We start from the raw sequence: 284 nt of genomic DNA, 5'->3' as shown, positions 1-284 counted from the left end.
TCTACCCACGATGTTCTATGTAGATTTGCCCGATCAACTTGCACTGGACGTACTACGTTGTAAAACCAATGCAGAAGTCAGACAAATTGGTATCGAATGGGCCATCAAACAAGGAAAAGAACTCATCGCAGCAGGTGTGCCGGCTATTCACTTTTACAGCATGGGTAAAAGCGATAACTTCCTCAACGTAGCAAAAGCATTATTTTAAAAAAAACGAACATGAATATCAACGAACTAAAGCCTCAGTCTCTCTGGAATTTCTTTGCTCAACTCAACGCCATCCC

1 protein-coding gene is annotated in these 284 nt (G+C 41.9%); it reads left to right on the top strand.

The window, feature by feature from the left end; all coding sequences use genetic code 11:
• Nucleotides 1-208 (top strand): methylenetetrahydrofolate reductase (locus B9T16_RS29745; RefSeq protein ID WP_410246501.1); only part of this gene is annotated, 208 nt, incomplete at its 5' end.
• Nucleotides 209-284: the final 76 nt, after the last annotated feature.

The sequence above is a fragment of the Arthrospira sp. PCC 8006 genome, from assembly GCF_046480465.1.
GTDB lineage: Bacteria > Cyanobacteriota > Cyanobacteriia > Cyanobacteriales > Microcoleaceae > Limnospira > Limnospira platensis.
The sequence above is the reverse complement of the archived record's forward strand: the minus strand, read 5'-3'. Positions and strand labels throughout refer to the sequence as shown.